This window comes from Streptomyces sp. NPDC048338, assembly GCF_043201055.1.
Classification (GTDB): domain Bacteria; phylum Actinomycetota; class Actinomycetes; order Streptomycetales; family Streptomycetaceae; genus Streptomyces.
Map to the genome: position 1 here is coordinate 103,021 of NZ_JBICYQ010000002.1, position 25,694 is coordinate 128,714.

29 protein-coding genes are annotated in these 25,694 nt (G+C 73.9%); 15 read left to right on the top strand and 14 right to left on the bottom strand.

Annotation, left to right across the window (positions count from 1 at the left end; all coding sequences use genetic code 11):
- Positions 1-7 precede the first annotated feature (7 nt).
- The 3 genes from ACGFZF_RS04965 to ACGFZF_RS04975 are packed head-to-tail and all read right to left on the bottom strand — an operon-like array spanning position 8 to position 2,276.
- A complete protein-coding gene (locus ACGFZF_RS04965) occupies positions 8-445 on the bottom strand; it encodes a nitroreductase family deazaflavin-dependent oxidoreductase (RefSeq protein ID WP_393551109.1) in 438 nt (145 codons plus the stop codon).
- A gap of 49 nt (positions 446-494) precedes the next feature.
- Positions 495-887: a hypothetical protein gene (locus tag ACGFZF_RS04970; protein WP_393551110.1), complete on the bottom strand. Its 393-nt coding sequence runs from the start codon at positions 885-887 to the stop codon at positions 495-497.
- 12 nt (positions 888-899) lie between these two features.
- Positions 900-2,276, bottom strand: coding sequence for a glycosyltransferase 87 family protein (locus ACGFZF_RS04975; RefSeq protein WP_393551111.1), 1,377 nt, complete (start codon positions 2,274-2,276; stop codon positions 900-902).
- A 113-nt stretch (positions 2,277-2,389) separates the two neighbouring features.
- On the opposite strand from ACGFZF_RS04975, the gene ACGFZF_RS04980 reads away from it, so the two are divergent.
- Both ACGFZF_RS04980 and ACGFZF_RS04985 read left to right on the top strand, forming a co-directional pair.
- Positions 2,390-3,556 (top strand): molybdopterin-dependent oxidoreductase, encoded by a 1,167-nt coding sequence (locus tag ACGFZF_RS04980; protein ID WP_393551112.1) that lies wholly within the window; start codon positions 2,390-2,392, stop codon positions 3,554-3,556.
- On the top strand, positions 3,553-3,975 hold the full coding sequence (locus tag ACGFZF_RS04985; protein WP_393551113.1) for a hypothetical protein: 423 nt from the start codon (positions 3,553-3,555) through the stop codon (positions 3,973-3,975). Before ACGFZF_RS04980 ends, ACGFZF_RS04985 begins: the two co-directional genes overlap by 4 nt.
- Positions 3,976-3,989: 14 nt before the next feature.
- Here the strand turns inward: ACGFZF_RS04985 and ACGFZF_RS04990 are convergent, their stop codons facing one another.
- The 3 genes from ACGFZF_RS04990 to ACGFZF_RS05000 are packed head-to-tail and all read right to left on the bottom strand — an operon-like array spanning position 3,990 to position 5,949.
- On the bottom strand, positions 3,990-4,649 hold the full coding sequence (locus tag ACGFZF_RS04990) for a class I SAM-dependent methyltransferase (RefSeq protein WP_393551114.1): 660 nt from the start codon (positions 4,647-4,649) through the stop codon (positions 3,990-3,992).
- The gene (locus ACGFZF_RS04995) at positions 4,646-5,278 is read right to left on the bottom strand and encodes a DUF2064 domain-containing protein (protein ID WP_393551115.1); all 633 of its coding nucleotides are present in this window, start codon (positions 5,276-5,278) and stop codon (positions 4,646-4,648) included. The genes ACGFZF_RS04990 and ACGFZF_RS04995 overlap by 4 nt, the downstream gene beginning before the upstream one ends.
- A complete protein-coding gene (locus tag ACGFZF_RS05000) occupies positions 5,275-5,949 on the bottom strand; it encodes a glycosyltransferase family 2 protein (protein ID WP_393551781.1) in 675 nt (224 codons plus the stop codon). Before ACGFZF_RS05000 ends, ACGFZF_RS04995 begins: the two co-directional genes overlap by 4 nt.
- Positions 5,950-6,083: 134 nt before the next feature.
- Here ACGFZF_RS05000 and ACGFZF_RS05005 point away from each other — a divergent pair, with 134 nt between their 5' ends.
- Entirely contained in the window at positions 6,084-6,833 is a 750-nt protein-coding gene (locus ACGFZF_RS05005) for a response regulator transcription factor (RefSeq protein WP_393551116.1), read from the top strand.
- Positions 6,830-7,936 carry a sensor histidine kinase gene (locus ACGFZF_RS05010; RefSeq protein WP_393551117.1) on the top strand — a complete coding sequence of 369 codons (1,107 nt, stop codon included), beginning with the start codon at positions 6,830-6,832 and terminating at the stop codon, positions 7,934-7,936. Before ACGFZF_RS05005 ends, ACGFZF_RS05010 begins: the two co-directional genes overlap by 4 nt.
- Before the next feature lie 60 nt (positions 7,937-7,996).
- Here the strand turns inward: ACGFZF_RS05010 and ACGFZF_RS05015 are convergent, their stop codons facing one another.
- Positions 7,997-9,061 carry an NAD-dependent epimerase/dehydratase family protein gene (locus tag ACGFZF_RS05015; protein ID WP_393551118.1) on the bottom strand — a complete coding sequence of 355 codons (1,065 nt, stop codon included), beginning with the start codon at positions 9,059-9,061 and terminating at the stop codon, positions 7,997-7,999.
- A 144-nt stretch (positions 9,062-9,205) separates the two neighbouring features.
- On the opposite strand from ACGFZF_RS05015, the gene ACGFZF_RS05020 reads away from it, so the two are divergent.
- The gene (locus ACGFZF_RS05020; RefSeq protein WP_393551119.1) at positions 9,206-9,751 is read left to right on the top strand and encodes a DM13 domain-containing protein; all 546 of its coding nucleotides are present in this window, start codon (positions 9,206-9,208) and stop codon (positions 9,749-9,751) included.
- 49 nt (positions 9,752-9,800) lie between these two features.
- Here ACGFZF_RS05020 and ACGFZF_RS05025 read toward each other — a convergent pair whose 3' ends face one another.
- Both ACGFZF_RS05025 and ACGFZF_RS05030 read right to left on the bottom strand, forming a co-directional pair.
- Entirely contained in the window at positions 9,801-10,334 is a 534-nt protein-coding gene (locus ACGFZF_RS05025; RefSeq protein WP_393551120.1) for a TspO/MBR family protein, read from the bottom strand.
- 78 nt (positions 10,335-10,412) lie between these two features.
- A complete protein-coding gene (locus ACGFZF_RS05030) occupies positions 10,413-10,607 on the bottom strand; it encodes a hypothetical protein (protein ID WP_393551121.1) in 195 nt (64 codons plus the stop codon).
- 292 nt (positions 10,608-10,899) lie between these two features.
- Between ACGFZF_RS05030 and ACGFZF_RS05035 the strand changes: the two genes are divergently transcribed.
- From ACGFZF_RS05035 to ACGFZF_RS05070, 8 genes are all read left to right on the top strand, one after another.
- Positions 10,900-11,316: a phage holin family protein gene (locus ACGFZF_RS05035; RefSeq protein ID WP_393551122.1), complete on the top strand. Its 417-nt coding sequence runs from the start codon at positions 10,900-10,902 to the stop codon at positions 11,314-11,316.
- Complete coding sequence (locus ACGFZF_RS05040; protein WP_393551123.1) at positions 11,313-11,837, top strand: DUF3618 domain-containing protein; 525 nt, start codon at positions 11,313-11,315, stop codon at positions 11,835-11,837. The genes ACGFZF_RS05035 and ACGFZF_RS05040 overlap by 4 nt, the downstream gene beginning before the upstream one ends.
- Before the next feature lie 14 nt (positions 11,838-11,851).
- A complete protein-coding gene (locus tag ACGFZF_RS05045; protein WP_393551124.1) occupies positions 11,852-12,205 on the top strand; it encodes a PRC-barrel domain-containing protein in 354 nt (117 codons plus the stop codon).
- A 167-nt stretch (positions 12,206-12,372) separates the two neighbouring features.
- Positions 12,373-12,834 (top strand): hypothetical protein, encoded by a 462-nt coding sequence (locus tag ACGFZF_RS05050; protein WP_393551125.1) that lies wholly within the window; start codon positions 12,373-12,375, stop codon positions 12,832-12,834.
- 202 nt (positions 12,835-13,036) lie between these two features.
- On the top strand, positions 13,037-14,362 hold the full coding sequence (locus tag ACGFZF_RS05055) for a hypothetical protein (RefSeq protein WP_393551126.1): 1,326 nt from the start codon (positions 13,037-13,039) through the stop codon (positions 14,360-14,362).
- Between the two features lie 91 nt (positions 14,363-14,453).
- A complete protein-coding gene (locus ACGFZF_RS05060; protein ID WP_393551127.1) occupies positions 14,454-15,167 on the top strand; it encodes a DUF6215 domain-containing protein in 714 nt (237 codons plus the stop codon).
- 229 nt (positions 15,168-15,396) lie between these two features.
- A complete protein-coding gene (locus tag ACGFZF_RS05065) occupies positions 15,397-16,200 on the top strand; it encodes an SGNH/GDSL hydrolase family protein (RefSeq protein ID WP_393551128.1) in 804 nt (267 codons plus the stop codon).
- 214 nt (positions 16,201-16,414) lie between these two features.
- Positions 16,415-16,897: a hypothetical protein gene (locus ACGFZF_RS05070; RefSeq protein ID WP_393551783.1), complete on the top strand. Its 483-nt coding sequence runs from the start codon at positions 16,415-16,417 to the stop codon at positions 16,895-16,897.
- A 137-nt stretch (positions 16,898-17,034) separates the two neighbouring features.
- Here ACGFZF_RS05070 and ACGFZF_RS05075 read toward each other — a convergent pair whose 3' ends face one another.
- The 4 genes from ACGFZF_RS05075 to ACGFZF_RS05090 all read right to left on the bottom strand — a co-directional run bounded on the left by ACGFZF_RS05075 (position 17,035) and on the right by ACGFZF_RS05090 (position 22,563).
- Complete coding sequence (locus ACGFZF_RS05075; RefSeq protein WP_393551129.1) at positions 17,035-18,510, bottom strand: SulP family inorganic anion transporter; 1,476 nt, start codon at positions 18,508-18,510, stop codon at positions 17,035-17,037.
- Complete coding sequence (locus tag ACGFZF_RS05080; RefSeq protein WP_393551130.1) at positions 18,507-19,097, bottom strand: carbonic anhydrase; 591 nt, start codon at positions 19,095-19,097, stop codon at positions 18,507-18,509. The genes ACGFZF_RS05075 and ACGFZF_RS05080 overlap by 4 nt, the downstream gene beginning before the upstream one ends.
- Positions 19,098-19,809: 712 nt before the next feature.
- Complete coding sequence (locus ACGFZF_RS05085) at positions 19,810-21,609, bottom strand: SpoIIE family protein phosphatase (RefSeq protein WP_393551131.1); 1,800 nt, start codon at positions 21,607-21,609, stop codon at positions 19,810-19,812.
- 183 nt (positions 21,610-21,792) lie between these two features.
- A complete protein-coding gene (locus ACGFZF_RS05090) occupies positions 21,793-22,563 on the bottom strand; it encodes a TetR/AcrR family transcriptional regulator (RefSeq protein WP_393551132.1) in 771 nt (256 codons plus the stop codon).
- A 122-nt stretch (positions 22,564-22,685) separates the two neighbouring features.
- Here ACGFZF_RS05090 and ACGFZF_RS05095 point away from each other — a divergent pair, with 122 nt between their 5' ends.
- Positions 22,686-23,897, top strand: a complete 1,212-nt coding sequence (locus ACGFZF_RS05095; RefSeq protein WP_393551133.1) for a saccharopine dehydrogenase family protein — start codon at positions 22,686-22,688, stop codon at positions 23,895-23,897.
- Positions 23,898-23,946: 49 nt separating this feature from the next.
- On the opposite strand, the gene ACGFZF_RS05100 is transcribed toward ACGFZF_RS05095, so the two are convergent.
- On the bottom strand, positions 23,947-24,744 hold the full coding sequence (locus ACGFZF_RS05100; protein ID WP_393551134.1) for an inositol monophosphatase family protein: 798 nt from the start codon (positions 24,742-24,744) through the stop codon (positions 23,947-23,949).
- Positions 24,745-24,987: 243 nt separating this feature from the next.
- Between ACGFZF_RS05100 and ACGFZF_RS05105 the strand changes: the two genes are divergently transcribed.
- A complete protein-coding gene (locus tag ACGFZF_RS05105) occupies positions 24,988-25,674 on the top strand; it encodes a 2-phosphosulfolactate phosphatase (protein WP_393551135.1) in 687 nt (228 codons plus the stop codon).
- Positions 25,675-25,694 lie beyond the last annotated feature (20 nt).

The following is a 25,694-nucleotide window of genomic DNA, read 5'->3' on the forward strand; positions in this document are numbered from 1 at the left end:
GCGGTCCCTACTGGGTGCGCTCGACGACGAAGACGGGGATCTCGCGGTCGGTCTTGCGCTGGTAGTCGGCGTAGTCGGGGAACGCGGCCACCGCCCGCTCCCACCACGCCTGGCGCTCCGCGCCCGTGACGATGCGTGCCTTCATGTCCCACACCTGCGGACCGTCCCGCAGCTCGACCTGCGGGTGCGCGACCAGGTTGTGGTACCAGACGGGATGCTTCACCGCGCCGCCGTTGGACGCGACGAGGGCGTAGGCACCCTCGTGCTCCACCCGCATGAGCGGCGTCTTGCGGATCTTGCCGCTCTTCGCCCCGAGGTTCGTCACGAGGACGACGGGAAGACCGCGCATCGTCGTGCCCTTCGTGCCACCGGACGACTCGTAGAGCTCGACCTGGTTCCGTACCCACGTCGACGGACTGGGTTCGTACTCACCTTCGAGCGGCATGGTTCTCCTTCCTGCGGACCCGGCGTCACCGGGTCTCCCTGCTACGACGCTAACCGAGCCGGCCCCCGGCGAGCAGCCACCGTCGGCGCGGGCGCTCCGTGACCAGGGTGGCGGCGGCGAGCAGGGTGACGAGGACGGCCGCCCACCCGGGCCAGGCGAACCAGGCGGAGACCACGGCGGCGGCGAGCTGGAGCAGGACGAGCAGGACCGTGACCCACCCGGGCACCGCGACGATCACGCTGTTCTTGTCCCCGGGCGTGGCGAGGAGCGTCGGCAGCCCGATCAGGACCACCACGGAGAGCACGGCGAGCACCCAGGAGCGGCCGGCCAGCGCCCACGGCGTGGCCACCCAGGCGACGAGCTCCGTGGCGAAGCGCAGCGCGGACGCGAGGCCGTCGTCCGGTCGTCCCGAGGCCGTCGCCCCGCCCGCGGCAGAAGTCACCCGCGGACGGTCTCATGCCCTGCCGGGGTGCGCCAAGGGGCGGCGGGCAGGGGCAGGGGCCGGACCCGCGGTGCGCCGGCGGATCCACCAGCCCGCGCAGACCGCGGCCGCCGCGATGCCGTACGCGGCCGTCGTCGCATCGGGCGCGAGGTACGCCACCGCCCCGGCGAGAGCGACGCCCAGCCACTCCCACCGGCCGTCCAGCGCCACCAGGGCGACGAGCAGCAGGGCGTACCAGGAGTAGCCGGGGGTCAGCAGGAGGAACGCGCCCCCCAGGGTCACCAGCGCTCCGCTCCACGGGTGTTCGGGCCGGCCCCGGCACCAGACCGCCACCGCGAGCGCGGTCAGGGCCGCCATCGACGCGGGGAGCGCCCAGGCGTCGGGAAGCCCGAGCCGCAGCAGGCCGTACCTGTCGCCGGCCGAGGCGTCGTCGTACCCCTCCTCCCGCGCGTAGCCGCCGAGGTACCCCAGGACGGAGCCGCGCGACAGCAGGACGTACGGGAGGTACAGCGCCGCGACCGTCGCCGCCGCCGGTGCCAGGACCGCGAAGGCGGTGCGCGGCTTCCGCACGCCGGACAGGGCACCGGGCACGAGCAGGACGGGCAGCAGCTTCGCGGCGACGGCGAGCCCCAGGAGAACCCCGCCCGCCACCCTCCGGCGCGCCACGACGACGAGCGCGGCGACCGCGAACAGCACGGCGAGGACGTCGGCATGGGCGTTGTCGACGCCCTCGACCGGAACGGCGGGGCACCAGGCCCACAGAGCCGCCCGCCACGCGACGCCCCGGCGCCGCAGGACGACGACGAGGAGTCCGGTCACGGCCAGCGAGAGCAGGGCGCCACCGGTCTGGAGGGCCTTGTGGCGGGAGGCGGCCGGGGACACCGTGTGCACCAGCAGGAACCACCCCTCCGCCACCGGCGGGTAGACGGTGTGCACCGTCGGCCGGTTGATCCGGGTGCAGCCGCCGTCGGGAACCGGCGCCAGATCCGGGTCCTCCCGCGCGCAGACCGCGGCGCCGGGGAAGAGCCACGGGTCGCGCAGCCCCGCGAGAGCGGGGTCGGCAGGAGTGTGGTCGTACGGGGAGATGCCGGCGGCCTGCACCCTCCCGTCCCACGCGTACCGGTAGGAGTCCGTGCTCGTGCGGGGTGCCGCCACCAGCCCGGACGCCGTGACCGCGACGGCGCCGGCGAGCACCAGCGGGACGACCGCCCGGCCGGGCACGCGGCGCAGGGCCACGACGGCCGCCGCGGAGAGCGCCCACGCGGCCGCGTACCCGGCCAGGAAGCCGGAACCGCGCGCACCCCCGCGCAGCAGCGTGGCGACGGCGGCGGTCAGGGCCGCGAGCAGCAGGACCGTCGGAACCAGGTCGGCGGGGCGGACGCGAGTCATGGGCGCAGCCTCGCAGCGGCCGCCGTGCCGCGACGGGCGACCCGTCGGGGCGTTCGGGTTTCGTAAGGTGTCGAACCGTCCGCTCCGGCGGGCGGGACGATGTCATGGACGCCATGACCTCCCGCACGCGTGGACCGCGATCCGCACGGCCCCCCTTCCGGCCGCCCGCCTTCACCGGCCCCCTGCACGACGCGCGGACGGCGACGGCCCTCGGCCGTTGGCTCGGCGCGGCGTTCGCCGTCTGCTTCGTCACCGGCCTCGTCAGCCACTACCTCCAGCACCCGCCGGCCTGGCTCGCCGACGACCTGCCCACCCGGCCGGTGTGGGGCTACCGCCTCACCCAGGGGCTGCACGTCGCCACCGGGCTCGCCGCGATCGTGCTCCTCCTGGCCAAGCTGTGGACCGTGTACCCCCGGCTGTTCGCCTGGCCGCCGGTCCGCTCCCTCCGTCACGCGCTGGAACGCCTCTCCGTCGCGGTCCTGGTGGCCGCCGCCGTCTTCCAGGTGTTCACCGGCCTGCTCAACATCGTCGAGTGGTACCCCTGGCCGTTCTCCTTCGTCCCGGTGCACTTCGCCGTCGCCTGGGTCGCGGCCGGCTCGATCCTCCTGCACGTTGCGGTCAAGGCACCGGAGATCAGCGCCCATGGGCGCCGGGGTTCGGCGGGGACCCTCGCGCTGCCGGCCGAGGACGCCGCCGACCGGCGCTCGCTGCTGCTGGGGGTGGGCGCGGCGGTCGGCGTGGTGACGGTGACGACGGTCGGCCAGGCCCTGACCCCGTTGAAGGCGCTCGACCTGCTCGCGCCGCGGCACCCCGACCACGGCCCCCAGGGGCTGCCGGTGAACCGGACCGCTGCCGCGGCCGGGGTGTCGGCGCGCGGTCTGCGGGAGTGGCGGCTCGACGTCGCCGGCCCCCGCCCGTACACGCTCACGCTCGACGCGCTGCGGGCGATGCCCCGGACGGGGGTGCGGCTTCCGATCGCCTGCGTCGAGGGCTGGAGCGTCGAGGCCGGCTGGGGTGGTGTGCGGATCCGCGACCTGGTCGAGCTGGCCGGCGGCCGGCCGGGCGATGCCGCCCTGCGGGTCACATCGCTGGAGGTCGCCGGTGCCTACCGGGTGATGGAGATGGGTGCGGAGTACGTCGACGATCCGCTCACGCTCCTCGCGCTCACCCTCGACGGGCGACCGCTCTCCCTCGACCACGGCTTCCCGGCGCGGATCATCGCTCCGGACCGGCCCGGCGTCCTGCAGACCAAGTGGGTCCACCGGCTGGAGGTGCTGTGAGCACGGTGAGCCCGCTCCGGTGGGCGACCGGCGGCCTCGGGCTGGTGCTGATCGGCATCGGCGTCTGGCGGATCGCGGCCCAGCCCGCCCCGGCGGAGGTGCTGGTGTGGCTGGCAGGCGCGGTCGTCCTGCACGATGCGATCCTCGCCCCGCTGGTCCTCGCCCTCGGACTCCTGCTCGTGGGGAGCCGTGACCGGGGTCTGCTCCGGGGCGCCTCGATCGTCGCGGGAAGCGTTCTGCTGGTGACGCTGCCGCTGCTGCTGCGCCCGGGAGCACCGCCCAACCCGTCGGCGCTGCCGCTGCCGTACGGGCGGAACCTCGTGATCGTCCTGGCGGCGGTGGCCGTGACGGCCGGCGGGCTGCTCCTCGAACGGCGCCGCCGGGCGCGACGTCGCGAGCGTGTCGGCACCGACGACTGACCGGCGGCGCCCGCTCACCCCTCGGCGGTGGACCGGACGGGACCCAGGGCCAGGAAGGAGCGACCGCGCAGCGTCCAGTGCTCGGCCACGGTCCAGCCCGCGCGGGCCGCGTGCGCGGTGAGGGCGCGGGCGCCGGCACGCGCCCAGGGAAACGGTTCTCCCCAGGCGCCACGGCCGTCGTCGACCCGCACCTCGCAGCGCTCGTCCACCTCCGTCGGCGCACACTCGGCGATGAGCAGGCCGGACCGGGAGACCACGCGCCGCAGCCGGCGGAGCAGGGCTCCCGGATCACCGCCGATCCCCACGTTCCCGTCGATCAGCAGGGCCGTCTCCCAACGGCCTTCGGCCGGAAGGGGGTCGAAGACGGACCTGCACAGGGCCGTGCCGCCCAGCCGCACGGTGCGGGCGACCGCCTCCGGACTGACGTCGATACCCAGGGCCGGCCTGCCCTCCGCCGCCAGCGCGGCGGCCAGCCGGCCGGGACCGCAGCCGATGTCGAGGACGGCTCCCCGGCACCGCCCCAGGACGGAGCGGTCGGCGTGGTCGGGTGCCTCGCACCAGCGTTCGACCTCCAAGGGGATCAGGCCGCCGTCCAGCCGGCGCAGGAACAGCGGCCCCTGGCCGCTGCGCAGGGCGTCGGCGTACGGGTCGGAGCGCCAGGCGGTCGTGGTCACGCGCCCGCCCCTGCCGACGTCGCCGTCAACGACGTGTGCACGGCGGCGAATCGGCCGCCCGGGGCCGAAGCGGCCACCCGTCGGGCGTCGTCGGCGGTGTCCACGTCCCGCAGGACGGGCAGGCGGCCCACGCGGAGTCCCGCCGCGGTGAGCCGCTCGTGCTGGACCCGGCCGGTGTCCGGCCGGGACATCGGTACGCCCCGCAGCAGGGTGGGGTCGGGGACGGCGAGTCCGAGAGCCCAGAAGCCACCGTCCGCCGCCGGGCCGAACCAGGCGTCGTGCCGGTCCCAGCACAGCGCGGGCGCGAGGAGTCCGGGCGTGAGCTGCGGGGTGTCCATGCCGATGAGCAGCGCGGGCCCGGAGCAGCCGGCGAACGCGGCCGCAAGCCGGGCGTCGAGCCCTCCCGCGACCTGCGGGACCACCTCGAAACAGGCCGGGAGCCAGTCGCCGGGCTCCCCGTCGAGCACGAGGACGCGCCGGGCGGCCGGGACCCGCGCGGCGACGGCGAGCGTGTCGGCGAGCGACGCCTCGGCGAGCGCGGCCGCCTCCCCGGGCGTGAACGGGGGAGTGAGCCGGGTCTTCACCCGGCCCGGCAGCGGCTGCTTCGCGATGACGAGGAGCGTGGTCACGCGCGCTCACCCACGATCGCGGGTTCGTCCAGCACCCGCCGCATGTCGCGGACCGCCTGCCAGGTGCCCTTCCACGTGCCGGTGACCTTCGACCGGCCCGCCCGGGGCAGATAGGGCACGTCGACCTCGCGCACCCGCCAGCCCGCGTCCGAGGCGCGCACCACCATCTGCAGCGGGTAGCCGCTGCGCCGGTCCGACAGGCCGAGACCGAGGAGCGCCTCGCGCCGCGCCGCCCGCATCGGGCCGAGGTCGCGCAGTCGCAGCCCGGTACGGCGGCGCAGCAGCCGGGACAGCGCCGCGTTTCCCGCCCGGGCATGGGCCGGCCAGGCGCCGCGGGCGGTCGGGCGGCGGCGGCCCAGGACGAGATCGGCGGATCCGTCGCGCACCCCGGCGACGAGACCGGGCAGCAGACCCGGGTCGAGCGAGGCGTCGCAGTCGCAGAAGCAGACGAACTCGGCGTCGGAGGCGAGCAGTCCGGCGTTGCAGGCGGCACCGAAGCCACGCCGGGGCTCCCGCACGACGGTGGCGCCGAGCCGGGCGGCGAGTGCGGCCGAGCCGTCGGTGGAGCCGTTGTCGACGACGATCGGCCGCCAGCCGGACGGGATGCGGGCCAGCACCCAGGGCAGGGCCTCGGCCTCGTCGAGGCAGGGAAGGACGACATCAACGGTCATGGGGATCACGCGTCTCACCGTAGGGATCACGCGACGGACGGGGGCCGCGGAACTCCTTACGAAACGCGGACGTCGACCGTCGTACGCCCGACTGGCCGTGGCCGCCCGGGCACCCGGATGCGACGCTGTGCGGCATGAACGAGCGCAGCGCCCCGGACCGCACCGCCCGGATCCTGGTGGTGGACGACGACCCGACGGTGGCCGAGGTGGTCACCGGCTACCTCCAGGGAGCGGGATTCGCCGTCGACTGGGCGGCCGACGGCCCCGAGGCGCTGCGGCGGTCCGAGGCCCGCCGCCCGGACCTGGTCGTCCTCGACCTCATGCTGCCCGGCCTGGACGGGCTCGAGGTCTGCCGAAGACTGCGGGCCGCCGGGCCGGTGCCGGTGATCATGCTCACCGCGCGCGGCGACGAGGAGGACCGGATCACCGGCCTGGAGGTCGGTGCCGACGACTACGTCACCAAGCCGTTCAGCCCCCGGGAACTCGTCCTGCGCGTCACGTCCGTCCTGCGCCGCACCCGGGCGAGGGACACGGCGCCGGACACGTCACCACGGCCGGTGCTGTGCGCCGGCGCTCTCACGGTCGACCCCACCACCCGCCGGGCCACCCGGCGAGGCGCCGAACTCGCGCTCACGCTGAGGGAGTTCGATCTGCTCACCTACTTCCTCGAACACCCGGCCACGGCACACACCCGGGAGGAGCTGATGCGCCGTGTGTGGGGGTGGGACTTCGGCGACCTGTCCACCGTCACCGTCCATGTGAGGCGCCTGCGCGCCAAGATCGAGGACGACCCGGCACGGCCACGGCACATCCGGACGGTGTGGGGCGTCGGCTACCGCTTCGAGGCCGAGGAGACCGCCGACTCCGAGGAGGGCGCGGCGTGAAGGACGTCCTGCTCATCGCGGTGTTCGCACTCGCGGGTGCCGCCTGCGCCGGAGTCGCCGGTGCCGTCGTCCTGCGCCTCGTGCGCCACCGCTCCGTCGCCCTCTCGCTGACCGTCGTCGCCGCCGTCACGGTCACCGCGATGCTCGCCGGCACGCTGGCCGTCGCACAGGCGATGTTCCTGTCCTCCCACGACCTGTGGGTGGTCACGGTCGTCGTCGCGATGGCCGCGCTCGTCTCCCTCGGCACGGCCCTCGTGCTGGGACGCTGGGTCGTGGCCCGCAGCCGGGCCCTGGCCCGAGCCGCACGGGACTTCGGCGAAGGCGGCGGCTTCTCCGCGCCCGACGGCGTCGCCACCGCCGAACTCGCCGCGCTCACCCGCGAACTGGCCGCCACCAGCGCCAGACTCGATGCCTCCCGCGAGCGCGAACGCGCGCTGGAGGCGTCGCGGCGGGAACTCGTCGCCTGGATCTCCCACGACCTGCGCACCCCGCTGGCGGGCCTGCGGGTGATGGCCGAGGCGCTGGAGGACGGCATGGCCACCGACCCCGCCCGCTATCACCGGCAGATCCGAACCGAGGTCGAACGCCTCACCACCATGGTCACCGACCTCTTCGAACTGTCCCGCATCCACGCCGGCACGCTGGGACTCAGCTTGAGCCGCGTCTGCGTGTACGACCTGGTCGGCGACGCACTCAGCGGCGCCGACCCGCTCGCCCGTGAGCACGGCGTGCGGCTGGTGGGGGAGCGGGTGGAGCCCGTCCCCGTGGAGGTGGACGGCAAGGAGATGACCCGGGTCCTGGCGAACCTCCTCGTCAACGCGATCCGTCACACGCCCGCCGACGGGACGGTGGCGGTCGCGGCCGAACTCAAGGAGGACGCCGTCGTCCTGTCGGTCACCGACGGCTGCGGCGGCATCCCCGACGAGAATCTGCCCCGGGTCTTCGACACCGGCTGGCGCGGCACCGAGGCACGCACCCCGCCCGCCGGCGCCGGGCTCGGCCTGGCCATCGTCCGCGGCATCGTCGAGGCCCACGCGGGCAGCGCCGAGGTGCGCAACGTCCCCGGCGGCTGCCGCTTCGAGGTGACCCTGCCGACGGCGTGAGGACGGTGCGCGGCAGGCCGGACGACGTGCGCCCGGGCACCTCGCGGCCGGCGGGCGGCGTCAGCCCCGGACCGCCGCGGAGGCCCGCTGCCCCGACCGGGCGAAGTCGGCCACCCCCTCCGCGAAACCGATCGCGGGACGCCAGCCCAGTTCCCGGCGCAGCCGGCCCGAGTCCGCCGTGACGTGCCGGACGTCGCCCAGCCGGAACTCCCCCGTCACCATCGGATCCGGCCCGCCGTACGCCCGTGCCAGAGCCGAAGCCATCTCGCCCACCGTGTGCGGCTCCCCGCTGCCGGTGTTGTACGTGGTGAGGGCGCCGGTCGGCAGGGTATGGGCCGCCTCCACCGCCAGCACGGCCGCCGCAGCGACGTCCCGCACGTGGACGAAGTCCCGTCGCTGCCCGCCGTCCTCGAAGACCCGGGGCGCCTCGCCGCGGCCGAGGGCCGAGCGGAAGAAGGACGCCACGCCGGCGTAAGGGGTGTCGCGGGGCATCCCCGGACCGTAGACGTTGTGGTAGCGCAGGCAGACCGCGGTCGCGTGCACGGCCCGCGCCCACGCCGCCGCCAGGTGCTCCTGGGCGAGCTTGGTCGCGGCGTACACGTTCCGGGGGTCGGCAGGCGCGTCCTCGGCCACCAGCCCGGGGTCGAGCGCGGCGCCGCAGGCCGGACAGCGGGGCTCGAAGCGGCCGGCCGCCAGGTCCTCGGCGCGGCGCGCTTCGGCGCGGACGGGTCCGTGCCGACGGCAGGTGTAGCGGCCCTCCCCGTACACGACCATGGACCCGGCGAGGACGAGCGCGCGTACCCCCTCCTCGGCCATCGTCGCGAGCAGCACGGCCGTGCCCAGGTCGTTGCAGCCCACGTACGCCGGGGCGTCGGAGAAGTCCTTGCCGAGGCCGACCATGGCGGCCTGGTGGCACACCGCGTCGACCCCGCGCAGGGCCGCGCGGACGCGCGCCGCGTCCCTGACGTCGGCGTGCAGGAACTCCACGGCCGGCGGCTCCGGAGCGGTGGGATGGGCGCTGGGCAGCAGGGCGTCCAGGACGACCGGCTCGTGGCCGGCCTCCCGCAGCGCCGTGACGATGTGCGAGCCGATGAAGCCGGCTCCTCCTGTGACGAGTACACGCATGTCCGGGACGCTACGGACCGGCGGCCCGCCGCGGAGGTGTCCACGCCGCGGACGTAAGGGTTTCGTCATCAGGCCGGACCTCCCGCCGCGGCCACCGCTCGTCTTGGATGGTCGGAGCGGACGCCGAGGACGAGGAGGTGCGCCGTGGGGCGCGTGCGGAGGACGTGGTGGCGGGGCGGGGCGGCGGTGCTGCTCCTGGCGGCGATCGCCGGGCTCGTGTGGTTCGAACCCTGGGCGCTGTGGGTGGACGAGACCGTGCGCGAGGCGCCGCCCTCGGCGGCCGCGCCCACGGCACGCCCGCGGGCGGACAGGCCCCCGCCCGCGCCGGCGGCCGAACCCGTCACCGTCGCCCGGGGCACCTTCGTCGGCCACGAGCACCCGACGACGGGCACGGCGCGGATCGTGCGCCTCGCGGACGGTACCGCCGTGCTCCGCGTCGAGGGACTCGACACGAGCAGCGGACCGGACGTACGGGTGTGGTTGAGCGACGCTCCGGTGCGGGAGGGGAAGGACGGCTGGCACGTCTTCGACGACGGCCGCCATGTGAGCCTCGGCAAGCTCAAGGGGAACAAGGGGGACCAGAACTACCCGCTGCCCGCGGGCGTCGACTGGGAGGAGTACGCGAGCGTCAGCATCTGGTGCGACCGTTTCGACGTGTCGTTCGGCGCCGCGAGCCTCGTACGGACCTGAGGCGCCCGGCGGCGCCCGGGAGCGGGGCGGTGCGGGGACGGCCGCGCCCTCAGCGACCGGCACGGGGGCTGGGGCGGCCCGATCCCGGGTTGAGGCGGACCAGGGCACCGTTGAGGGCCGTCGCGAAGAGGCACCAGGTCGCGTACGGGAGCAGGGCGCGGCCCGCCGGGCGATCCGCTCGCGAGACGCGCAGCAGCAGCTCCGCGTTGCTCAGATCGAGCAGCACGGTCCCGGCGAGTCCCGCCCGTGGGCTGCGGCGTCCGAAGAACAGGGCGTTCCAGCCGGCGTTCAGGACGAGGTTCAGGCCGAGGCTGCCGAGGAGCCGTGTGCGTTCGCCGCCTCGGGTCGTGGCGAGCGCGCGGCCCCCGGCCCAGGCGAGGGAGCCGTACAGCGGTGTCCAGACCGCTCCGAAGGCCCATGACGGCGGCTGCCAGGACGGCTTGCGCAGGGCGCGGTACCAGGTGCCGGCGGGGTCGACGAAGCGGCCGCCGGCGACGGCGGTGGCCGTCACCGCCGCGGCCGCGCCGACGTACCAGGGCCAGGCGGGAGGCCGGCGGTCGGCCGGTGCGGGGGACGAGGACATGCAGGAGCTGTACCCGTTCCGCCGAGGCTCAGCGCTCGCAGTCGTGGCAGGCGCCCCTCGGGAATCCCCTCCCGCCGCTCAGGCCGCACGCTCCGGCGGCACCGCGGCGAGCGGCGGTTCCGGGGCGGGGGCGGGCGGGGGATCCGGCACGAGGCGCAGACGGCGCGCGTGGCGGGGAGCGCGGGTGGTGGCCCTCATGTAGTCCTCGTACCGGTCGAGCGCGAAGACGAGCCCGAGGAGGAGGGGCGGCAGCAGCAGGGCGAAGGCGATCACCGGGACCTCCGTGGGGTGGACAGCCGGATGCCGTTCGGGTGCCCGGGATGTGCCGGGTCATCACCGCCCCTTGTGAGGATCGTGTGACATCGCCGCCTGCCCGTCCGCGCGATCGGAGAGACCATGGAGGGGTCGCATGCGGTGCGCGCGAGCGGGTACGCGCGGTGGCAGAGGCCGGTACGCCGGTCCCGCGGCCCACCCCGTGCCGTCTCCGCCGCAGGGCGGGACGGTCGCCCGGGCCGTCGGCGTACCGGCGGCACGTTCCCGCAGCAACCTTCGGGAGGAACAGCGCATGGACAGGTCACCGGGCCCGCCGCCCTTTCGTCAGGACGAGCCGGTGGGGGAGCTGGTCAAGCAGGCGTCCGACCAGTTCTCCAGACTGATGAGCGAGGAACTGGCTCTGGCCCGGGCGGAGATGACGGAGAAGGGCCGGCGGTTGGGGCGGGGCGGAGGACTGTTCGGCGGCGCCGGCCTGTCGGCCGCGCTGGCGGCGCAGGCGCTCGTGGCCACCGCGGTCATCGCCCTCGGCCTGGTGTGGCCCCTGTGGCTGTCCGCGCTGGTCGTCACGGTGGCGCTGTTCGCGCTCGCCGGGGTCCTCGCGGCCGTCGGAAGGAAGCAGGTCGGCCGGGCCGCCCCGGTCACCCCCGAACAGACTGTCGACAGCGTCAAGGCCGACATCACCACGATCAAGGAGAGTGCACACCGATGACCGACCAGACCGGCAACGGACGGCAGACTCCCACGGCCGAGGAGCTCCGCGCACAGGTCGAGGGGACCCGCGAGGAGCTCGGACGGACCGTCGAGGCCCTCGCCGCGAAGACGGACATCAAGGCCCAGGTCCAGCAGAGGACCACCGCCGTCAAGGAGAAGGCGGCGGAGGTGGGCCATCGCGCTCAGGACAAGGCCGCGCATGCCAAGGACAGGGCGGCCGAGGTCGGCCATCGCGCTCAGGACAAGGCGACGCACGCCAAGGACAGGGCGGCCGAGGTCGGCCATCGCGCTCAGGACAAGGCGACGCACGCCAAGGACAGGGCGGCCGAGGTCGGCCACCGCGCTCAGGACAAGGCGACGCACGCGCTGGAGACGGCTCGCGACAAGACGCCCGAGCCGCTGCGCGAGAAGACGACGGAGGCCGCCTCGGCGGTGAACCGGCACCGTGGCCTCGTGCTCGGCGGGGCCGCCGCACTCACCCTGGCGTTCGTCCTGTGGCGGGGGACGACGAAGCGCTGAAGGGAGGTCACGCCGTGAGTGACGTCGACATCTGGGGCTACCACCCGAGCACCGGCCACCGCCGGGGCACCGACCTCATCGGCTACCGGGTCGAGGCCGTCGACGGGAACATCGGCAAGATCGACCGGCACACCGAGGACGTCGGCTCCTCCTACCTGGTGGTCGACACCGGAGTGTGGATCTTCGGCCGGAAGGTCCTCCTCCCGGCCGGCACCGTCGAGCGGATCGACACCGCCGAACGGAAGGTCCACGTCGACCGGACCAAGGACCAGATCGAACACGCCCCGGCGTACGACGAGGACAAGTGGGCGGGCGATCCCGAGGACCTGGAACGGTTCGGCCTGTACTACGGCAAACCGCACATGTAGAAGGCGGGCGCGCATCGGCGGCCGACCGGATGTGCCGTACCCCGGTGGGGGCGGCGCATCCGGTCGGTCGCGTGCGTCCCGCCCTGCCGGCACGCGTCGTTCGCCCGGCCGGGGCGTGCCGCCGCTCCGTCGGTGTGTGCCGCCGCGGCCCCGGGGAGAGGGCATCCATGAACGACAGCGAAGACGGTCCCGACCGGGACCACACGCGGCCCCCTGGAGTGAGCGACACGACCGTGGAGGCGCTGGGCGCGTTGAGCAAGGCCCTGGAGACCACCGAGCGGGCGCGCGGCCACCTGTACTCCTTCCACCAGCTGACCGGCAGTGCCGACCTGGAACTGGACCGTGCGGTGGACCTGTTGCGCCGGGCCGGTCACGGACAGTGGGCCGCCGAGGTGCTCCGCGAGATCCTCGGCCGCAACGTCATCCCGGGCCACTGGACGTACCAGATCGTCGAGGCCTACGACCGCACCTACTACGAGCCGTTCCGGGATCTCGAACGCCGGGTCCGCGGCGAGCTGGCGGAGGGCCGCGACCACCTGTACGAGGCGGAGCTCAAGGAAGCGCGCCGCACGGACGGCCACCCCGACCACACCGCCCTGCCGGACTCCGGACCGCCGTCCGCGGGCTGACCCCGCCCACCCGCACGGATGCCCGGGGCCACGGGCGGCGCGTGCCGTCTCCGGCCGTGGGCGGCCTCCGCGTTCACGGGCGAGCTGCGGGCCGGTTGCCGATGGCCGACCATGGAGACAGGCGCCGGCCGGGTTCGGCGGCCGCCTGACCACGGGGGCACAGCGCGATGGCGCGCCGAGGACCGAGCCCGGAGGGAGTCTCATGGACCCACCCGCCGACTCCGGTCCGCAGGGGCCCAGGCCCCGGGAGCCGAGCCGCCCGCTGGACGCATCGGAGCGCGCGGAGTACGAGCACCTCCGCCGGCACGCCCACCTCCGGCACCGCCGGCTGCGGATCTCCGTCGCGTCCGTACTCCTCGCCCTGGCGGTGCTGCTGGCACCCGTCGGGGTGGTGGCGGCGTGGGCGAGCTCGCAGATCAACGACGTGGACCGCTACGAGCAGACCGTCGCGCCGCTGGCCCGTGATCCCGCCGTCCAGGACGTGCTCGTCGACCGTGTCACCGACGGCGTCGTCGCACGCGTCGACGTCCGCAAGGTCAGCGACGCCCTCGCCGACATCCTGGCCGACCGCGACGCGCCCCGCTTCCTCGTCGACGCGGCCAGATCCCTGGACGACCAGCTCAAGAGCGGTCTCACGACCGCCGTGCGCTACGTGGTGAAGAAGGTGGTCACCAGCGATGCCTTCGCCGAGGCCTGGGACAACGTCAACCGCGGTGCCCACACCGCCGCGATGAACGTCCTCACGGGGGAGGGCGGAGGCTCGATCGAGGTCAAGGGCGATGCCCTCACGCTGAACGTCGGCGTCGTGGTCGAGGAGATGCAGGAACAGCTCGTCGGCACGACGCTCGTCGACGCGGACTCGATCCCGGGAGCCGACACCTCGATCGTGCTGCTCCGGAGCGAACGGCTCGACGAGGTCAGGGACGCGGCCCGCTGGCTCGGCGTCCTCGGACCCTGGCTCCCGGCGGCCGTCGTCGTCATCGCCGGCCTCGGTGTCTGGGCGGCGCCTTCGCGCCGGACGGCGGTGATGTGCGCGGGCATCGGCATCGGCGTGATGATGTGCGGGCTGCTCGTCGGGCTCTCCCTGGTGCGGCAGGGCTACCTGGACGCGGTGGCCCCGGTGGCGCAGTCGCAGGAGGCCGCGGCGGCCGTCTACGACACGCTGGTGAGGTTCCTCCGGCAGGCGGCGCTGACGGTGCTCGTGATCTCCCTGATCGCCACATCGGCGGCCTATCTGTACGGGCCCGGCCGCGGTGCCGGCGCGGTCCGCGCGGCCACCGGCCGGGGCGTCGGCGCCGTCGGTCACGCCCTGGTCCGCAAGGGGTGGGACACCGGTGCCGTCGGCGACTGGCTGCGCACGCACCGCCCGCTGACCACGGGCACCGTGGTCGCGGCGGGGGCTCTCACCCTCCTCCTGTGGAGCTATCCCACGCCCGCGGTCGTGGCCCTCGTGCTCCTGTGCGCCGTGGTCGTCCTGTCGGTCCTCGGCGTTCTCGCGGCGTCCACGGACGGCGCGGGGCGCCGCTGACCGCGTGCCGGGAGAAATCTCCTTGTCCCCCCGATGATCACGGGTTAATGTCCCCGGGCACGAATCGGGGGATCACGGCAGGTGGGGGGATATGGCACACGACATCGACGCGCTTCCGAAGGGCGCCGGCGCATGGGGGCAGGCGGTGACGGCGGTGGTGATGATCGCCGTGCTGGCGGGGGGCCTGTGGGCGTACGGGGAGGTGGTGTCCCAGTCCGCCGGGAGCAAGCCGTACACGCCCTCGTGCGAGGACGACGGGAAGCCCGGAGCGACTCCGCCCGAGCCGGGCAAGACCCGGCAGCTCACGGGGCAGCGGCTGTGCGAGGCGCTCTTCCGCCCTGATCTCGCCGCCCTGCTGGGCACGCCGGGGGAGGAGCCGAGCTCGGTCACCGGCAGCGACGGGTCGCACCGGTTCGGTTCGGACGAGGAGGTCGCCACACCGTCGGCGGAGGTCGAGTTCCCGACCTACACCGTGACCCTGACGGCCTCCTACGACGGGGTGCCCATGGCCGACACCGCCGAGTACCTGAGAGGCGCCCAGGAGCAGAAGATCCTGGGCCGCCCGGCGGTGGTGTACTCGGACCGCACGATCAGCATCAGCTTCCGGCTCGACGGCAGCGACGCCCGGAGCGGCCCCGGCGTTCCGGCACGCACGCTGGCGGTGGCCCAGGACGCCCGGGACAGCGGCGGCTCCTACGACGTGACCCTGTGGCGCACCGACGGGGCGACCCCCGACGACGCGACGCTGCGCCGCGTCGCCGAGAAGGTCCTGCCGGCACTTCCGGGGTGGCAGACCGCACGGTGACGGGTGGGGGAGGGGCTCCAGGAGACGGCCACCGCAGGGCAGGACGGCCCGGTCCGGTGGCCGCACAACGAAAGTGACGCTCTGTCAGATGCGTGTGTGCGCCCGGCCCCGGCCGAGGCGCACTGCAACAAACTGTTTCGGACGTCTATCGCGAGGGCGCTGATCACTGCTACAAGAGTGACGCTTCAACAACTCCTGGTCCCCACATCCCCCCAAGGAGTAAATTGTCATGCACACGTCTAGATGGGCGTGGATCGCTCCTTCCTTGCTGGCCGTGATCGCCACCGTCGTCGGTCTGGCCCAGCCGGCCTCCGCCGCCACGACGGCCGGGGAGCGCTACGTCGCTCTCGGCGACTCCTACTCCTCGGGAGTGGGCGCCGGCAGCTACCTGTCCGACAGCGGCAGCTGCCAGCGCAGCAGCAAGGCCTATCCGTCCCTGTGGGCGGCGGCCAACGCCCCCGCCTCCTTCTCCTTCACCGCCTGCTCCGGAGCCACCACCGGCACCGTCAAGAACGGCCAGCTGTCCCCGCTCACCAGCTCCACGACCTTGGTCAGCGTCACGGCCGGCGGCAACGACATCGGCTTCGCCGACGTCATGCAGACCTGCGTGCTGCAGAGCGAGGCGACCTGCGTCAACGCGGTGAACAACGCCGTCGCGCAGGTGAACAACACCCTGCCCGCCAACCTCACCTCCCTGTACGGCGCCATCCGCAGCCGGGCCCCGCAGGCGCGCGTCGTCGTGCTGGGATACCCGCGCTTCTACCAGCTCAACGGCGGCTGCATCGCCGGGCTGAGCGAGACCGAGCGAGCGGCGATCAACCGGGGCGGCGACGCCCTCAACAGCATGCTCGCGAAGCAGGCCGCCAACGCCGGATTCAGCTACTCCAGCGTGGTCGACGAGTTCACCGGCCACGAGATCTGCTCGGGCAACGCCTGGCTGCACAGCGTCACCGTGCCCGTGTCCAACAGCTACCACCCCACGGCCACCGGCCACTCCGGCGGCTACCTCCCGGCCTTCCGCTCCGCGGCCTGAACCGCGCCCGAACCGTCCCCGGGGATCACTCATGTCGTGAATCAACGCGTGTAGACCCCGGGGTGCGGACCTACCGCACCGCATCCCCGTCACCCCGTCAGCCACACCGTCTCCCAGGAGGAACCACCTCGTGAAGTCCCCCCAGACCCCGGACGTCTCCCCCGCGCACCCCGGTCGCCCGGCCGGCAGCCGCGTCCGCGCCGTCCTCACCGCCCTGGCCCTCGTCCTCGGCGCGCTCTTCGCGCCCGGGGTCGGAGTCCTCGGCGGCGCCACGGAGGCCCACGCGGTCACCAAGATCAGCCACGCCACGGCGACGTCGATGTTCCGCAGCTCCGGAATCACCTGGTCCTCGTCCGGCGGCTGCTCGAACCGCAACAACGCGACCTGCACGTCCTTCGAGCAGCTCAACCTCGCCACCGCCCAGGGCGCCCAGACCCTCAAGAGCGCCAGCGGCTGCGCCCTGAACATCACCGGCGGCACCGAGACCGGCCACGCGTCGGGCACGTACTCGCACTGGAACGGCTACAAGCTCGACTTCGGCAAGGCCACCTGCGTCACCAACTACGTCAAGAACACGTTCACCTACATCGGGGTCCGCGGCGACGGCGCCCCGCAGTGGAAGTCGGGCGCCGGAAACGTCTACGCCGACGAGGGCAACCACTGGGACGTGACCTTCTACAACTGCGGCGGCTGCTGACCAGGCTCCCGCCCCGCGGCGGCGAGCGCCGTCCGCCCGAGATCCTTCCCGGGCGGACGGTCCCGTCGCAGCGATCGGCGCCGCCGCCCCGGAACGGCCGGGAGTGGGGCGGTGGCGCCCCGGGAGAACGGATCCCCTCAGGGAATGGTGACCTTCACCGGTTCCGTCCCCGCCGCGCTGTGGCTGCCCGCCCACGTCTCCAGGGCGGTACGGCAGGCGTGGTCCAGGTGGTGGAGGCCGGCGAGGTCCAGTTCGACCGGGCGGTCCTGCGGGAGCGCCTCCAGGCTGTCGAGTATCTTCGGCAGTCGCAGGAAGGTGGCGTTCCCCGACAGGTACACCCGGACCGGTCCCGCTCCCTTGTCCGTCACCTCCATCTTCAACTGCGAGGCGTCCCAGGCCGTCTTGACGACCGACAGGGCCAGGCCGATCAGGACGCCCTCGAACATGTTCACCAGCACGATCGACACGGCGGTGGCGACCAGGATCAACGCCTCGCCCCGGTGGCCGCGCCAGAGGTCGAGGGTCTGCCGGACGGGGATGAGCTTCCAGCCGGCGTGGATGAGGACACCGGCGAGGGCGGGCAGGGGGATCAGCTCCAGCGTGGCCGGGAGCAGCGCCGCGAACAGCAGCAGCCAGACCCCGTGGAGCACCCGGGACGCCCTGGTCCGGGCGCCCGCCTGGACGTTGGCGGAACTGCGCACGATGACAGCGGTCAGAGGCAGCGCACCCAGCAGCCCGGACACGGTGTTGCCCGCGCCCTGCGCCATCAACTCCTTGTCGTACCGGGTGCGGGGGCCGTCGTGGAGCCGGTCGACCGCGGCGGCGCTGAAGAGACTCTCCGCGGAGGCGATCAGGGTGAAGGCCAGCACCGTGCCGATCACGGACAGGGTCGCCAGGTCGCCGAAGGCGTCGAGCCCGGGGATCCGGACGGCTCCGAGGAGCCCCGTCACCTCGACGGTCGCCACCGGCAGGTCGAGCAGGAAGGTGGCCAGGGCGGCCAGCAGCACCGCGCCGAGCGCGCCCGGGACCATCCGCGCCTTGGGCGGCAACCGCCGCCACAGGACGATCACCAGGATGGTGCCGACGCCTATCGCCGTGGAGACCAGGGCGGCGGGGTCGGTCAGGGCGTGGGCGGCGGCGCCCGGCAGTCCGGAGAGCTTGCCCGGTCCGGAGACGGGAGCGGCCGCCCCGGCCGCCGCGTAGAGCTGGCCGGCGATGATCATCAGGCCGATGCCGGCGAGCATGCCCTCGACGACCGAGAGCGAGATCGCGCGGAACCAGCGCCCGAGCCGGAGCGCCCCCATCGCGATCTGGAGGAGCCCGGCGACGAGGACGATCACGCCGAGCGTGCTGAGACCGTGGTGACGGACGGCCTCGAACACGAGGACGGTCAGGCCGGCCGCCGGCCCGGACACCTGGAGGCTGCTGCCGGGGAGGAACCCGACGACGAGGCCGCCCACGATGCCGGTGACCAGGCCGAGTTCGGCCGGCACGCCGGACGCGACGGCGACCCCCAGGCAGAGCGGGAGGGCGACCAGGAACACGACGAGCGAGGCGGCGAGGTCCTGCCGAAGATGGGGGAACGCGGGCGGAGTGCTCGCGGGCGCGCTCACAGGGCCTCGAAGGTGTCGCTCGCCGTGCGGTGCTCGAGCACGGAGCCGGTGTGGACCTCGTAGTACCAGGCGTGCAGGCGCAGTTGCCCGCTGCGCAGCCTCCGTTCCACGCAGGGGTACGACCGCAGACGCAGTACCTGGGCGAGGACGTGGTGCTGCACGGCCGCCGCGACGGCGGGGTCGGCGGGGTCGGCGGAGTCCGGGGTGGCGGGGGCGTCGGCGGCGTGCGCGAGCCAGTCCCGCACGGCCGGCACGGACGAGAGGTCGTCGCCGCGGACGAGGGCCCCGACGGCGCCGCAGTGCGAGTGGCCGCAGACCACGACGTCCCGGACGCCGAGGACCTCCAGCGCGTACTCGATGGTGGCCGCCTCGCTGTTGGGACCTCCGGAACCGTACGGCGGCACGATGTTGCCGGCGGTGCGCAGTTCGAAGAGTTCGCCGGGGCGGGCTCCCGTGATCAGCGCCGGGACGACGCGCGAGTCGGAGCACGTGATGAACAGGACCTGGGGGGACTGGCCTTCGGCCAGCCTGGCGAACTCCTCGGGGCGCTGTCCGAAGGATCGGGCGTGGGCGATGAGGGGCTGCATGTCGTGACTCCTCCTGGCGCGCCACGTGGCGCGCCGGACGTACGAGAGGTGTGGGGGAGTGCCGGAGGTGGGTCCGCCGGGGCGGACCGGGAGTTCCGGGCAAGGGGGCGGTCGCGGGCGCCCGTCGAACTAAAGGGTCGTCAAGGGGTGGTCAACAGCCGGTCAAGCGCGACTTTACCTTGCTTTGCCTTGGGGAAAGCGAACGCGGAGTTTCAGTCGTGGCGAGTGACTGAAATGCGGCAGGGATATGACGCGATGCGCTCGCTCTGGAGTTCCCGGTGAAGGGAGGAGCGCCGATGCTCCGATGGCGGGGTCGTCGCCGGCATCGGGCGTGCTCGCCCCGTGCGGAGGCGTCGCCGCTGGTCGAGGCGTGGTGCCGGGGTGTGGACCAGGGGTCGGCGTCATCGTCGCGTGGCGTGCGGGAATGCAATCAAGTCGGCCGAAAATGTGCGGCGTTGCCCTGGACGCTTCTTTTCGGCGAATCCCGTACGTGAGAATCGCGCCGACGGAATGCGGCCCGCGGAATAGGTGGAAGGGTTATCGGACGTGACGGTCCGGCGATATCCGCACAGACGTTCTTTCGTGCTCCGGTGCGAGGGCTCCTTTGCGCCGTCGAGGCGGCGGGCGGGAGATCCGGTGACGACGGACGGGCCGGGCGCGTCGCGGCCGTGGCCGCACGTCCGCCCTGACCGCGGACCGCGGCACCCGGCGCTCAGGACAGCAGGTTCTGCTCGGCCCAGACGACCTTGCCGGTGACGGTGCGGCACGAACCCCACCTGCGGCACAGCATGTTGATGAGCTGAAGACCCCGGCCGCCCTCGTCACTGAGTTCCGCGTGCTGGATCTGGGGCAGGTCGGGTCCCGTGTCGGAGACCTCCACGATCAGGCGCTCGCCCCGCATCAGCCGCAGCTCGCCCGGACCGTTCCCGTAGCGCAGGGCGTTGCCCACGAGTTCGGAGACGACGAGTTCGCAGACGTCGGCGAGCTCCGCGAGCCCCCACGTCGCGAGCTGGCCGGTGACGAGACCGCGGGCGACGGAGGCGGCCCGTCCGTCCTTCGGCAGCTCCCACACCCGCAGGTCGCCGGACGGGGACGGGGCGCCCTCCGTGACGAGGAGCACCGCCTCGTCGAACCGGGCCGCGCCCGCCGGCGCGCGCTCCAGCAGACCGCCCGCCTCCAGCGCGCCGGGGGCGAGCCCGAGGGCCGCCGTCCGCAACCGCTCCAGCTGGGTGTCCAGGGCCTCGGTCCGGGACTTGATGAGCCCATCCGTGTACATGACCAGATGACTGCCGTCGGGGACCCGTAGCCGCAGCGGGTCGTACGGGATGACCCCGGCCCCCAGCGGCGCGCCGATCGGCACCTCCAGGAAGTCGGCCGAGCCCGGCCCGTCGACCAGCAGCGGCGGCAGATGTCCGGCGCTGGCCAGCGTGTAGGTGGAGTCGGCCGGATCGTAGACCGCGCAGAGGCACGTGGCGACCTGCTCGTCCTCCAGGTCACGGGTCGCCAGGTCCAGCCGCGCCAGGACCCGCTCCGGGGCCATGTCCAGGGTCATCAGGGTTCGCGCCACCGTCCGCAGGCGCCCCATGGTGGCCGCGGCGGGCAGGCCGTGCCCCATCACGTCGCCGACCACGAGGGCCGTGCGCCCGCCGGGCAGGGTCATCACGTCGTACCAGTCGCCGCCCACGCCGTGGTGGGCGGTGGCCGGTGCGTACTCGGCGTGCACCTTCAGGCCCGGCGTCAGCGGAGTCGCCCGCGGCAGCAGGCTGCGCTGCAGGGAGACGACGTGCTCGCGCTCGCGCCCGTACAGCCGGGCGTTGTCGATGAAGACCGCGGCCTTGGAGGCGAGCTGCTCCGCCAGCGCCAGGTCCGTCGAGGAGAACGGCGGCGTTCCGGCGGCGCGCACGAAGTCGGCGCTGCCGAGGAGCAGTCCGCGGGCGATCAGGGGCACGGCGAGGTAGCTGTGCACGCCGGCGGCGCGCATCTTCGCCGCCGCGCTCGCCGTCGGCGCGACCCGGGCGAAGTCGTGGTCCCTCATCCGGCTCAGCAGGACCGGCTTGCCCTGCCGCAGGCAGTACCGGTGCAGGAGCGTCTCGTGCTGCTTCTCGGCGTGGACGAACGTCTCTCCCACCGGCGTCGGCTCCAGCGAGGAGAGCTCCTCGATGGCGCACAGGGCCGTGGCCCGCAGCGCGGGAATGCCCGAACCGGTCCAGCGGGCGCCCTCGTCCCCGCGCAGGACGCTCTCCAGGATGTCGACCGCGGCCCCGTCGGCGAAACGGGGCACGGTGAACTCGGCCAGTTCCCGCGCGGTGCGCTCCAGATCCAGTGTGGTGCCGATCCGGGAGGTGGCGGAGTTCAGCCAGGCGAGCTGACCGCGGGTGGTGAACCGGTCCGGCGGCAGATGCCCCCTGCTGCGGCGGAAACGCGGGCTCGCTCTGCCCGAGCGGTCGGTCGACGCGCCGCTCCCCGCCGAGCCCCGGCCGGCCAGGCGCCGTTTGCGGCTGCCGCCGTTCACTGTTTCGGCCTCCCGCCACGTTCCGACGCCCCTTGGTGCACAGTGTGCCCCGGCAGGGGCCGCCCCGCTTGCCGAATGCGGCGACGGAAAGAAAATGGCCAAGCCCCGGGGCCGGGACGACCCCGGTACCCGCGCGCGCCGCCTTTTCCGCCGGCCGTCGCGCCCGCCGGCCGGGGCGTCGGCTCACTCCCCGCCGAGGCCGTCGCCGCCGCTGCCCGCCCCGCTCCCGCCCCCGGTCGCGCCGGCGGCCCTCCGCGTACGGGCGAGGGTGGCCGCGGCGTTGTCCAGCAGCATGTCCAGAGCGACCGGGTAGGCGCTGTCGTTCATGTGGGCGACCAGCAGCGGGGCCGTGGCCGCGATGTGCGGATGGGTCTCGGCGGGGAGCCGCGCGTACGTGGCCTGCCAGACGGCCTCGTCGGCGGCGCGCGCCGAGTGGGGGAGCGCCAGACCGGCCGCGTCGAGCGCGGCGAAGGCGAGCGTCTGGTCGATGAACGCGTGGTAGACCCGCACCACCTCGGGGTCGGGCAGCCCGGCGGAGCGCAGCACGCCGAGGATCGCCTCGTCGGCGGCGATCTCGTGCGCCCGGCCGCTGACCCGGCTGGCGGTGAGGACCGCCGCCTGCGGGTGGGCGAGGTACGCCGAGTAGATCCGTACCCCCAGCTCGCGCAGATCGGAACGCCAGTCGCCGGTACCCCGCCAGCCCCGCATGGCGCGACCGATCAGCGCGTCGGCGATCGCCAGGGTGAGGTCGTCGGCGCCCCGGAAGTAGCGGTACAGGCTGCTCGGGTCGGCGCCGAGGGCCGCGCCGAGCCGCCGCACCGTGAGGCCCTCGCGGCTGGGCTGCTGCAGCAGCCGCAGCGCTGTCTCGACGATGAGCTGCTCCGACAGGACCACGCCAAGCTTCGTTGGTTTTCTGCGCCTGCGTGCCGCCTCCGGCACCACTTTCTTCGGCATGGCAGCCCCTTTCTCTGCTCTTTCCCAGGTTATGCCAACAGCATTGACGCATGTGCGGCCCCAGGATTTCCATGGGCGGACCGAAGGCCTCGGCCTTGCCGTACGAGAAAGGCAGCCCTGTCATGCGAGTACTGCTTGTGGGAGCGGGTGGCGTGGGCACGGCGATCACGCGGATCGCGGCCCGTCGTTCCTTCTTCGACCACGTCGTCGTCGCCGACTACGACCTCTCCCGCGCCGAAGCCGCGGTGGCAGCGCTGGGCGACGCCGGCACCCGGTTCAGCGCCGCCCGCGTCGACGCCTCCGACCAGGCGGCGGTCGAGGCCCTGCTCGCCGGGGAGCGGTGCGACGTCCTGCTCAACGCCACCGACCCGCGCTTCGTGCTGCCCCTCTTCGAGGCCGCGCTGGCGGCAGGCGCGGACTACCTCGACATGGCGATGTCGCTGTCCTACCCGCACCCGCAGCGACCGTTCGAGGAGTGCGGGGTCAAGCTGGGCGACGCACAGTTCGAGCGCGCCACGGACTGGGAGAAGGCCGGCCGCCTCGCCCTGGTCGGCGTCGGCGTGGAGCCCGGCCTCTCCGACGTCTTCGCCCGCTACGCCGCCGAGGAGCTCTTCGACGAGATCGAGGAGATCGGCGTCCGCGACGGTGCGAACCTGACCGTCGACGGCTACGACTTCGCCCCGTCCTTCTCCATCTGGACGACCATCGAGGAGTGCCTGAACCCGCCCGTGATCTGGGAGAAGGACCGCGGCTGGTTCACCACGGCACCCTTCAGCGAGCCGGAGGTCTTCGACTTCCCGGAGGGCATCGGCCCGGTCGAGTGCGTCAACGTCGAGCACGAGGAGGTGCTGCTCATCCCGCGCTGGGTGGACGCCCGGCGGGTCACCTTCAAGTACGGCCTCGGCGACGAGTTCATCGAGACCCTCAAAACCCTGCACAAGCTCGGCCTGGACCGTACGGAGAAGGTGACCGTCCCCGGCGGTGCGGAGGTCTCCCCGCGCGACGTCGTGGCCGCCTGCCTGCCCGACCCGGCCACACTCGGCGACCGGATGCACGGCAAGACCTGCGCGGGCACCTGGGTGAAGGGTGTCAAGGACGGCAAGCCGCGCGAGGTGTACCTGTACCACGTCGTCGACAACCAGTGGTCGATGCGCGAGTACGGCTCCCAGGCCGTCGTCTGGCAGACCGCCATCAACCCGGTCGTCGCGCTGGAGCTGATGGCCGCCGGTACCTGGAAGGGCTCCGGGGTCCTCGGCGCCGAGGCCTTCGATCCCCGGCCGTTCCTGGACCTGCTGACCGAGTACGGCTCCCCCTGGGGCCTGCGCGAACAGTAGGGACCCCGCGCCGAGGCGGACCGTCGGCCCGGCCCGCCCGGCGGTGTCCTCAGCCGCGGATCATCGACATCAGCTGCCGGTGGGTGTCGGCGTCGGCGGCCACGACGAGTCCGCGGCCGGCCGGCCCGAGCGGGGCGCCGTCGACACCGGTGACCACGCAACCGGCGGCCCGGCACAGCGCGATCCCCGCGGCGAAGTGCACGCTCCCGGACAGGTCGCCGCCGTCGGTGACGTACGCGGCGCGCCTTCCGGCGGCGACCCACGCCAGCGCCAGCGTCGTGGACACGACCCGGGGCCGGAAGCTCTCCACGAAGTCGGCACGGGCCAGCAGTTCGACGGCCCGGAAGCCGGGCGCGCTCGGGAAGGGCGGGTCCAGGTTGACGTCCACGAGGCGGGTGGCGGCCGTCGGCGCCAGCGGGGTGTCGCGGTCGTCGCGGCGGACCCAGGCACTTCTGCCATCGGTGCCGAAGACCTCGCCGGCGAACGGGTCGGCGACCGCCGCCGCGCCCCCGCGCAGCGCCACGTTGACGGCCACGAGCATGTTGCCGACGGCGTAGTTGAGCGTGCCGCACAGCGGGTCCACCAGCCACTGGCGGGTGGACGCGGACGCGGCGGCGCCCCGCTGCCCACCCTCCTCGCCGAGGACGGCGTCGTCGGGCCGGGCGGCGCGGAGCACGTTCAGGATCGCCTCCTCCGCGTCCAGGTCCGCGGCGGTCGCGAAGTCCCCGGCCCCCTTGTCCACGCGCGTGAGCCGCTGTCCGTACAGGGCGCGCACGACGTCGGCGCCGGCGCGTGCGGCGGCCGTCGCGACGTCGGCGTCGTCCAGGCCCTGCCCTGATTCGATCATGGTGCGCAGCATAGCGGCGATCCTCCCTCGTGCCGCCGGGCAGGCGAACACGGCTGGTTCCGCAGGGCAGTCGGTCGGGCAGCGGGCCACCGGGACTTCCCGTTGCGCGCCCGTACCGAACCGGATGAAGCCCTCCAGGGCGTGCCCGCGAGGTGGTGGCCCGGATCCCGAGTCGCCGATGGACCGTCAATGTGGCCTGGGGCCCCCTTTCAGTCCGTGGCCGTGGGCTGCGACCATCCCGGCATGGACTCGCGAGTGGTCGGAATACCCGGCGTGGACGGCACCGAGCAGGTGGCTGTCGTGATCGATGTGATGCGGGCGTTCACCACCGCCGCGTGGGCTTTCCACCGCGGGGCGGAGAAGATCGTTCTCGCTGCCGACGCGGGCGAGGCGCTGGCGATCAAGGCGAGTCACCCGGGCTGGCTCGCGCTCAAGGACGGAGCACCGGTCAGGGGGTTCGACCTGGTCAACTCCCCCGGCCTGATACGGGAGGCCGACCTGGCCGGCCGCACCGTGATCCAGAAGACCACCGCGGGAACGGTCGGTGCCCTGGCGGTCGTCGAGGCGAAACTGGTGCTGTGTGCCAGTTTCGTCGTGGCCGGCGCGACGGCCCGGGCACTGGCGGATGCCGGCGCCGAATCGGTGACGTTCGTGGCCACCGGCGAGGACGGCCGTGCCGCCGAGGACCTCGCCTGCGCCGCGTACCTGGATCGGCTCCTGGCCGGGGACCACCTCGACGCCGGGCCCTATCTCGACCGTGCCCGCACCTCTCCGGCCGCGGACGACCTGCGCAGCGGTCGGCGACGAGGTGCTCACCCCACCGATGTGGAACTCTGTGTGGAGGTCGACCGGTTCGACTTCGCCATGAAGGTGGGGATCGACGACGGGATGGCCGTGCTGCGGCCGCTCCGGACAGGACCCAGCCGATGAGCAGTCCCCCTCACGCCAAC